The organism is Pseudomonas sp. AKS31, assembly GCF_023634765.1.
GTDB lineage: Bacteria > Pseudomonadota > Gammaproteobacteria > Pseudomonadales > Pseudomonadaceae > Aquipseudomonas.
Map to the genome: position 1 here is coordinate 571,740 of NZ_JAMLFX010000002.1, position 8,378 is coordinate 580,117.

The following is an 8,378-nucleotide window of genomic DNA, read 5'->3' on the forward strand; positions in this document are numbered from 1 at the left end:
CCTGTGAAATTAGAGGCCGAGTTCGGTCAGCCCCGGATGATCATCCGGACGCCGGCCCAGTGGCCAGTGGAACTTGCGTTCGCTCTCCTTGATCGGCATGTCGTTGATGCAGGCATAGCGCTGGAACATCAGGCCATGCTCATCGAATTCCCAGTTTTCATTGCCGTAAGAGCGGAACCAGTTACCCGAATCATCGTGCCACTCATAGGCATAACGCACGGCGATGCGGGTATCGGAGTAAGCCCAGAGTTCCTTGATCAAACGGTAATCCAGCTCTTTCGCCCATTTGCGGGTCAGGAAGGCCTTGGCTTCTTCGCGGTTGTTGGCGAATTCGGCGCGGTTGCGCCATTTGGTGTCGAGGGTGTAAGCCAGCGATACCCGTTCCGGGTCGCGGGAGTTCCAGCCATCCTCGGCCAGTCGAACTTTCTCGATGGCCGATTCACGGTTGAAGGGCGGCAATGGCGGACGTACCTGGGCTGCAGTAGACATATCAGTCTCCCGATCTAATTAATAAATAAACAACAAGTCCGGCTTATCAAGGCGTTACAGGTCCAATAACTTTCGCGCCATGCATTGCGCATTATCGGCGGCACTGTGATCACCCATCACAAGCGCTACGGTAATGGCACCGTCAATCAGGATCAGCAGCTGTTTGGCCAGCAGTTGCGGATCCTCGGCACCATGTTCGGTACACAGCTCGCACACGTAGTCGAGCAGCTTCTGTTTGTGTTCTTTCGCCACCTGCCGCACCGGGTCTTGCGGGTCACCGGTTTCGCCGCTGGTGTTGATGAAGGCGCAGCCGCGAAAGCCTTCCGAGGCAAACCAGCTCTTGAGCACGGTAAACAGGTTGAGCAGGCGATCGGCCGGGGTTTCGGCCTGATCGACAGCGCTTCTGTACCAGTGCATCCAGCGCACGTCACGGCGTTGCAGGGCGGCGACGGTCAGCGCGTCCTTGTCGGCAAAGTAACGGTAAATGCTTTTTCTGGAGACGCCTGCGGTTTTCACCAGAAGATCCATGCTGGTGGCAGCGATGCCACTTTTGTAGATCAACTTTTCGGTGACATCCAGAATGATGTCGCGTGTGTCATTGCTAGTGATTTCGTTCATGTGGCGAACAGTAGAACGATTGTTCTCCTTTGGCAAGGATATTTTAGGATCAAAAGATCGCAGCCTTCGGCAGCTCCTGCATTGGCCCGTGTAGGAGCTGCCGAAGGCTGCGATCTTTTGATCTCTTTATGGGCACTAACAAGACCCGAAGGATGCGATGGTGTAAGCTCTCGGGTTCTTCGGATTCGACCCATTGCGAGCCCTATGCCGTTGCTTTTCAAACGCTCCTTGCTGCCCAAATTGCGCAGCTTTCCGCTGACCGCCGAGGCCGTGACCATTCTGTCCGGTGCCGCCGAGTTCCGTCGTTGCCTGCTGGAGAAAATCGCCACGGCGACCCAGCGCATCTACATCGTCGCGCTGTATCTGCAGCAAGACGAAGCCGGTCAGGAAATCCTCGATGCTTTGCACGCCGCCAAGCTCAAGCGCCCCGAGCTGGAAATCGCCGTGGTCGTCGATTGGCTGCGCGCTCAGCGCGGGCTGATCGGCGCCGGCAAGCAGCCGGGCAATTCGGCGTGGTATCAGGAAATGACCCGCACGCACCAGAGCGAAGTGCCGGTGTACGGCGTGCCGGTGCAGACCCGCGAGTTGTTCGGTGTGCTGCATTTGAAAGGCTTTGTGATCGACGACTGCGTGGTCTACAGCGGCGCGAGCCTGAACAACGTTTATCTGCACAAATTCGACAAGTACCGCTTCGACCGTTACCACGTGCTGCAAAGCCACGAACTGGCTGACTCGATGCATCACCTGGTCAAGCACGGCCTGATCGAATCAAAAGCCGTGCATCGTCTCGATCTGCCGAACCTGCCGACCACGCGCAGCCTGCGCAACGACATCGGCGATCTGCGCAGCCGTCTCAAATATGCGACGTACGACACTGCCAACGGCAGCACCGCCCGAGAAGGCCTGTCGGTCAGCCCGCTGCTCGGCGTCGGCAAGAACAACCCGTTGAACCGGGCGATTCTCGAGCTGATCGCCAGTGCGCAAAAACAACTGACGATTTGCACGCCGTACTTCAACCTGCCGCTGGGCGTGATTCGCGAGATCAACCGCGCGCTGGCCCGTGGTGTGAAGATCGACATCGTGGTCGGCGACAAGACCGCCAACGACTTCTATATCCCGCCGAGTGAGCCGTTCAAGGTCATTGCAGCGTTGCCGTATCTGTACGAGATCAGCCTGCGCCGTTTTGCCAAGCGCCATCAGCGCAACATCGACAGCGGTCAGTTGAACCTGCACCTGTGGCGTGACGGCGACAACACCTATCACCTCAAGGGCATGTGGATCGACCAGCGCTATACGTTGCTGACCGGCAACAACCTCAATCCACGGGCATTCCGCCTGGATCTGGAAAACGCCTTGTTGATTGATGACCCGAAGGGCGAGTGGCTGGAGCCACGGGCGAAGGAGCTGGAAGATATCTTCCGCCATACCACGCGGATCGACAGCTTTCAGAGTCTGGAGACGCTGCCGGAGTACCCGGCCGGAGTGGCCAAGTTTCTCAAGCGCGTGAGTCGGGTGCGGATTGAGCGGTTGCTCTACCGGATTTTGTAGCGCTGCTGAAAATGCCATCGCTGGCAAGCCAGCTCCCACAGTGTCCTCGGTGATTCACAAATATTGCGTACGCCGAAGAACCTGTGGGAGCTGGCTTGCCAGCGATGGGGCCAGTCCAGACGCTACAAAAACCTAATTCAGACCCAACTTGCCACGCAACGTGGACAGGTCTTCCGCCAGGGTATTCACCGGCCCGACCAGCGCTTTACGGTCGTTATCCTTCACCTTGTCATACGTCTCGAACCCGCCATCCTTGGTCTTGTACTTGGCCAGAATCTTGTCGACCGTGGCAAAGTTCTTGTCGACCTTCGCTACAAACGCCTTGTCCTGCTGTTCGATCTGCGGACGGAACAGGTCGACGATTTTCTTTGCGCCGTCGATGTTGCCCTGGAAGTCGTACAGGTCGGTGTGGCTGTAGCGATCTTCTTCGCCGGAGATCTTGGTCGCGGCGACCTCTTCCAGCAGCGCGGCGGCACCGCCGACGACTTTCTCAGGCGGGAAGGTCAGGCCGGCCACGCGGGTCTGCAGATCTTTGACGTCGCTGTTGAGCTTGTCCGCCAGTTCGTTCAGGCCTTGGGTGCTCTTTTCCGAGAACAACGAGTACTCGATGCGGTGGAAACCGGTGAAGTCGTCCGCCTTCACGCCTTTCTCGTGGTCGTCGACGCGCGAGTCGATGGACGCGTCGAGGTCACTGAACAGCTCGGCAATCGGCTCGATCGACTCGTAGTACACGCGGGTCGGTGCGTAGAGCTTTTGCGCGGTGGCCAGATCACCTTTCTTCACGGCGTCGGTGAATTGTTGGGTGTGGCTGCCCAGTTCATCCAATTGCTCGGTGACGTAAATCTTGTAGTCCGAAACCGGCCCCACCAGATCCAGCGGTGCTGTGGCGGCAAACGCCGACAGCGGGGTGTTGAGCAAACCAAGGGTCAGCAATAACGCGAGTGGCGTCTTTTTCATCGGGGCGGCTCCAGTGTCGAGATTGTTTTATGCGGCTGTTTTCGGTTGTGTGGCGTTGAGCAGCGAGCGACCGATGAAGTCCTTGTCGCCCGTGACACCCGGCAGGGTGAAGAAGTAGCCGCCGCCGACCGGTTTGAGGTATTCCTCCAGCGGCTCGCCGTTGAGGCGGGTCTGCACGGTGATAAAGCCTTTTTCCAGGTCGGCCTGGTAACAGATGAACAGCAGGCCCATGTCGAGCTGACCGTTCTTGTTCACGCCATTGGAATAATTGAATGGCCGGCGCAGGATCAGGTTGGCCTGGGTTTCAGCCGTGCGCGGATTAGCCAGGCGAATGTGCGCGTCGAGCTTGGTCAACTTGCCGGCCGGGTCTGTGCTGTAATCCGGCACTTGGCTTTCGTGTTGGGCGCCCATCGGCGCGCCGGTGGTTTTGACCCGGCCGATGATGCTTTCCTGTTCCTGCAACGGTGTGCGATCCCAGCGCTCGACGAAGTTGCGGATGATCCGCACCGCTTGATAGCTGCCATGCGCGGCCCAGGCCGGTTCGTCGCTGCCCGGTTGCACCCAGACCAGGCGATCCATGGCTTTACTGTCGTTGGAGTCGGGGTTGGCCGAACCATCGCGGAAGCCGAGGAAGTTGCGCGCCGATTGCGCCGGCACACCCGGTTTCGCCGGGGCTTGCGGCGGCACGCTGCCTTCCTGCTTCCAGCGCACCAGCAGCAGGTCAGGGAGGTTTTTGACGATGTCGCGCAGGGCGTGAATGTTGGTGTCGGCGGTGTTCGAACAGAACTGCAAACTCAGGTCGCCATGGCAGCAATCGGCGTCCAGCGCATCGTTGGGAAACCCGACCATGCGGATCAGACGCTTGGGCTTGGCCTCGGCCAGACCGAAGCGCTCGTCGAACAGCGACTCGCCGACCGAAACCGTGATGGTCAGGTTGTCCGGGGTGACGTTCGGGCCAAGGATGCCGGAATCCGGTGGCGGCAGTTTCGGGTCGATTTGTGCGACCGGGCCGCCCTTCATCAGAAACGCAATGCGCTCGTTGAGCGTGCGGAACAGCCGCTCAAGGTCTTCGCGATCACTGGCCAATACGTCGAATGACACCAGCATGCCCGACGCCGGGCGCGGGGTGACGATGCCGGTCTGGTGCACGCCGTGGAAATCGTGGCGGTCTTCGGTCTTGTCGCTGCTCGGTGCTTCGGTGACTTGTGCCGGCGCGGCGGCCATGGCCGGGCAGCTCAGGGCGGATCCGGCGAGGGCGACACCGGCGGCGCCCATGCCCATCAGGACACGGCGACGTTGCAGGTTGAGCGTTTCTAGATCTTTCATCGGGAATGGGTCTTCTGCTTACAGGCCGGAGAGGCCGAGGGCGGGATCGATGCCATCCAGTGCGTTGGCCAGGGCCTGGGCCTTGTCGGCAATCTGTTTGCGTTGTTCGCCGCTGAGGGTGTCGTAGCTGGCGTAGCCGTCCTTGATCTTGTAGGCGTCGAGTTCACTGTCGAAATCCGCCAGTGCCTGGTCGATTTTCGGCAACAGCTCGGCTGCCGACTTGCTCAGCATCGGCCGCAGCAGATCGACCACTTTGTGGGCGGATTGCGCGTTGGCAGCGAACCCGTTGAGATCGCTGTGGCTGTAGCGCTCTTCTTCTCCGCTGGCTGCACGGACGTCGGCGAGGGTGTTGAGGTTGCGCACGATGATGTTGACCAGTTGTTCCGGTGGCAGGCTTTGCGCGAGCAACTGCTGTTTGAGCGTGGTGACATCGCTGAGCAAGCGCTGGGCAACGGGCGTCAGTTGGTCGAGATTGCGTTGCTGGAACAGTGCGTATTCGAGGCGGTGGAACCCGACGAAGGCCGGATCCTGCTCGCGTTTCTCGAAGTAATCGGCGCGGGCGTTGATGCTGTTGTCCAGTTCGGCGAGGCGTTGCGCGGCCGGCGCCAGACGTTGATACGCAGCACGCGCCGGCAGGTACAGCGCTTGAGCCTGACTCAGATCGCCACTTTCAATCGCTTGATCGAGCGCGGTCACGGCTTTGATCAACGCACTGCTCTGGCTGGCCAGGTACACGCGGAATTCCGACAGCGGCCCGACGAAGGCGACCATCGACGGTTTGGCTTTGGCCGCCGCATCAGACGCGGCAGTCGGCGTCACGTGCAGGGTGCCGCGTGGATTGCTCAGCAGGCCGCAGGTGATCGCGTAGTTGCCCGGTTGCAGGTTGGCGTTGATCACCTGGCTCAGCCCCGGCGCAATGTTTTCCCGCTCCTCAACGACGAGCACGCCGTCGAGAATTTCCCATTCCACCGCGCGATCAGAGCGGTTGACGATGCGGAAACTGGCGCGGCCGGCGGGTACCGTCAGTGCATTCGGCTCGCAACTACCCGGATGAATGTTCACCACCACTTCATCGTGGTTGTGCTGACGTTTGGCCGCGGCCATTTTCGAGGCGTAATAGAACAGACCACCGGCGGCGATCATCACCACCACCGAACCGGCCACCGCCCAACGCAAGGCGCGGGGAGGGGAGGCCTGGGGAGTATTAGGCTTTGACATGAATGCCCTTATTGGCTGGAAACGGAAGACGATTGCGTGGAGGGCTTGGGTGCGGGAGCCGGGTAAAAGAACATCACCAGCGCCACCAGCAGATAGATCAGATAGGCACCGAGGGTGCTGACGGTCGGCGCATCCTGATAGCCGAACATGCCGGCCAGCACCGAGCCCAACGGGCCATCCATCGGCAGCGTCGCGCTGAAGTCGAAGAGCACGGTTTGCAGGTGATTCCATAGCCCGGCTTCATGCAGGGCTTGCACCGAATTGGCGAGAATCCCGGCGGCGACCACCAGAATGAACAGGCCGGTCCACTTGAAGAACGCCGAAAGATTGAGGCGCATGCTGCCGCTGTAGATCAGGAAGCCGACGACAATCGCCAGAATCAGCCCGAGCAGGGCACCGACCGGCGCGCCCGGGCCTTCGCTTTGCTGGAACACCGCAAGCAGAAAGAACACTGTTTCCAGGCCTTCACGGGCGACGGCGAAAAAGACCATGGCGATCAACGCAACGACCTGATGCTTCGAAGAAGTCAGGGCGTGATCCAGCGAGGCTTGCAGCGAATGCTTGATCGAGCGCGCGACCTTGCGCATCCAGAACACCATGGAGCTGAGAATGCCCACGGCCACGAGTCCGACCACGCCTTCGAACAGTTCCTGCTGCTTTTGCGGGAACTCGGCACTGACCAGTTCCAGGCCTCCACCGACCAGCAGGGCGAGGGCCGCGGCGAGAAACACGCCGATCCAAACGGCGGGCATCCATTGGCCACGGCCGGTCTGTTGCAGGTAGCTGGCGATAATGCCAACGATCAGCGCGGCTTCAATGCCTTCGCGCAGCATGATCAGAAAGGGAACGAGCATTCGGTGTCCACTGGGTCATTCGAAGAGGTTACAAGTTGTAACATAATGAAAGTCATTCTCACATGACATTCATTGCCATAAACCTGAACACAAGCTGAACAAGTTAAAGAACAACCATTCTCATATGTACGCCGGAACCGGGTAGGAGCTGCCGATCTTTTTGATTTATAGAATCAAGATCAAAAGATCGCAGCCTTCGGCAGCTCCTACATGGGCATTTGTGTTGGCTGGGTTAAGATGCTCGCCACTCAAAAACAACAAGGTTCACCGGGCTCCATGTCGGAAAAAGACACCATCGCTGTCCAGCTCGTGCGTGAAGCGCTGCTGCAAAGTTGCGCCCCGGGCGCGGCCACCGCAGAGGTCTTGAACAAGGTCGGGATTGATCCGGCGTTGCTGCAAACCGAACACGGCCGGGTGCCGGCCTCGCAGTACGCGAAACTCTGGCGCTTATTGGCCCGGCGTGGCGATGACGAGTTTTTCGGCATGGACCCGCGCAAGCTCAAGTCCGGCAGCCTGGAGTTTCTGTGCCGCAGTGCGATGGCGCAACCGACGCTGGCGGCGGGTTTGAGCACAGGCCTGAGCTTTCTGTCGCTGATGCTCGAACGCCTGCCGGCGCAACTGGTGCACCAGCAAAGTCTCGCGGAAATCGTCTTGCTTGAAGACGACCCCGAACCACGCCGCGCCTTCAGCTATTTCACCTACTGGATGATCGTCCACGGCGTCGCCTGCTGGCTGGCCGGGCGGCGGATTCCGATTCTGGCGATTGAGTTGCGCTGCCCGGCGCCGGACTTCACCGATGACTACCGGGTGATGTTCTCGGAAAACCTGCGTTTCGAGCGGCCTCGTACGCGGATGATCTTCTCGGCCGATTGTCTCGACCTGCCGATCAAGCGCACGGCCGAGGAGCTGAAACGCTTTCTCGCTCATGCCCCGGCCAACATCCTGGTGAAGTACCGCGACCCGGAGAGCCTGGCCAGTCGGATCAAACAGGACTTGCGCCAATTGCCTGCCGAACGATGGCCGGAAACCGAGGCACTGGCCCAGCAACTGTGCATGTCCGCTTCGACGCTGCGCCGGCGTCTGGCCGAGGAAGGGCAGACCTATCAGGGCCTCAAGGACAGCGTGCGCAAAGAGCTGGCGATCACCTGGCTGGCGGAACCTTCGATCAGCTTTGTCGAGATTGCCAGCCGCTTGGGCTTTGCCGATGCGAGTTCGTTCTACAAAGCGTTTCGCAAATGGTCGGGGTCGAATCCGGGCCACTATCGGGCGCTGATCCTGAATGAGGTTGTCTGAACGGGCCTCTTCGCGAGCAAGCTCGCTCCCACATTTGGAATGCATTCCCCCTGTGGGAGCGAGCCTGCTCGCGAA

Annotated in this window: 8 protein-coding genes; 2 read left to right on the forward strand and 6 right to left on the reverse strand. The window is 59.8% G+C overall.

The window, feature by feature from the left end:
* Positions 1–9: 9 nt before the first annotated feature.
* Positions 10–489: a nuclear transport factor 2 family protein gene (locus M9827_RS08615; protein WP_250605070.1), complete on the reverse strand. Its 480-nt coding sequence runs from the start codon at positions 487–489 to the stop codon at positions 10–12.
* 54 nt (positions 490–543) lie between these two features.
* Positions 544–1,107 carry a TetR/AcrR family transcriptional regulator gene (locus M9827_RS08620; RefSeq protein ID WP_250605071.1) on the reverse strand — a complete coding sequence of 188 codons (564 nt, stop codon included), beginning with the start codon at positions 1,105–1,107 and terminating at the stop codon, positions 544–546.
* Between the two features lie 204 nt (positions 1,108–1,311).
* Between M9827_RS08620 and pssA the strand changes: the two genes are divergently transcribed.
* The gene (gene pssA, locus M9827_RS08625) at positions 1,312–2,655 is read left to right on the forward strand and encodes a CDP-diacylglycerol--serine O-phosphatidyltransferase (protein ID WP_250605072.1); all 1,344 of its coding nucleotides are present in this window, start codon (positions 1,312–1,314) and stop codon (positions 2,653–2,655) included.
* Between the two features lie 132 nt (positions 2,656–2,787).
* On the opposite strand, the gene efeO (M9827_RS08630) is transcribed toward pssA, so the two are convergent.
* The 4 genes from efeO (M9827_RS08630) to efeU are packed head-to-tail and all read right to left on the reverse strand — an operon-like array spanning position 2,788 to position 7,010.
* Positions 2,788–3,612, reverse strand: coding sequence for an iron uptake system protein EfeO (gene efeO, locus M9827_RS08630; protein ID WP_186623277.1), 825 nt, complete (start codon positions 3,610–3,612; stop codon positions 2,788–2,790).
* 27 nt (positions 3,613–3,639) lie between these two features.
* The gene (gene efeB, locus M9827_RS08635; protein WP_250605073.1) at positions 3,640–4,938 is read right to left on the reverse strand and encodes an iron uptake transporter deferrochelatase/peroxidase subunit; all 1,299 of its coding nucleotides are present in this window, start codon (positions 4,936–4,938) and stop codon (positions 3,640–3,642) included.
* Positions 4,939–4,956: 18 nt separating this feature from the next.
* Positions 4,957–6,156: an iron uptake system protein EfeO gene (efeO, locus tag M9827_RS08640; protein WP_250605074.1), complete on the reverse strand. Its 1,200-nt coding sequence runs from the start codon at positions 6,154–6,156 to the stop codon at positions 4,957–4,959.
* Between the two features lie 8 nt (positions 6,157–6,164).
* Positions 6,165–7,010, reverse strand: a complete 846-nt coding sequence (efeU, locus tag M9827_RS08645) for an iron uptake transporter permease EfeU (protein WP_250605075.1) — start codon at positions 7,008–7,010, stop codon at positions 6,165–6,167.
* Positions 7,011–7,286: 276 nt separating this feature from the next.
* Between efeU and M9827_RS08650 the strand changes: the two genes are divergently transcribed.
* Positions 7,287–8,303: an AraC family transcriptional regulator gene (locus tag M9827_RS08650; RefSeq protein WP_250605076.1), complete on the forward strand. Its 1,017-nt coding sequence runs from the start codon at positions 7,287–7,289 to the stop codon at positions 8,301–8,303.
* Positions 8,304–8,378 lie beyond the last annotated feature (75 nt).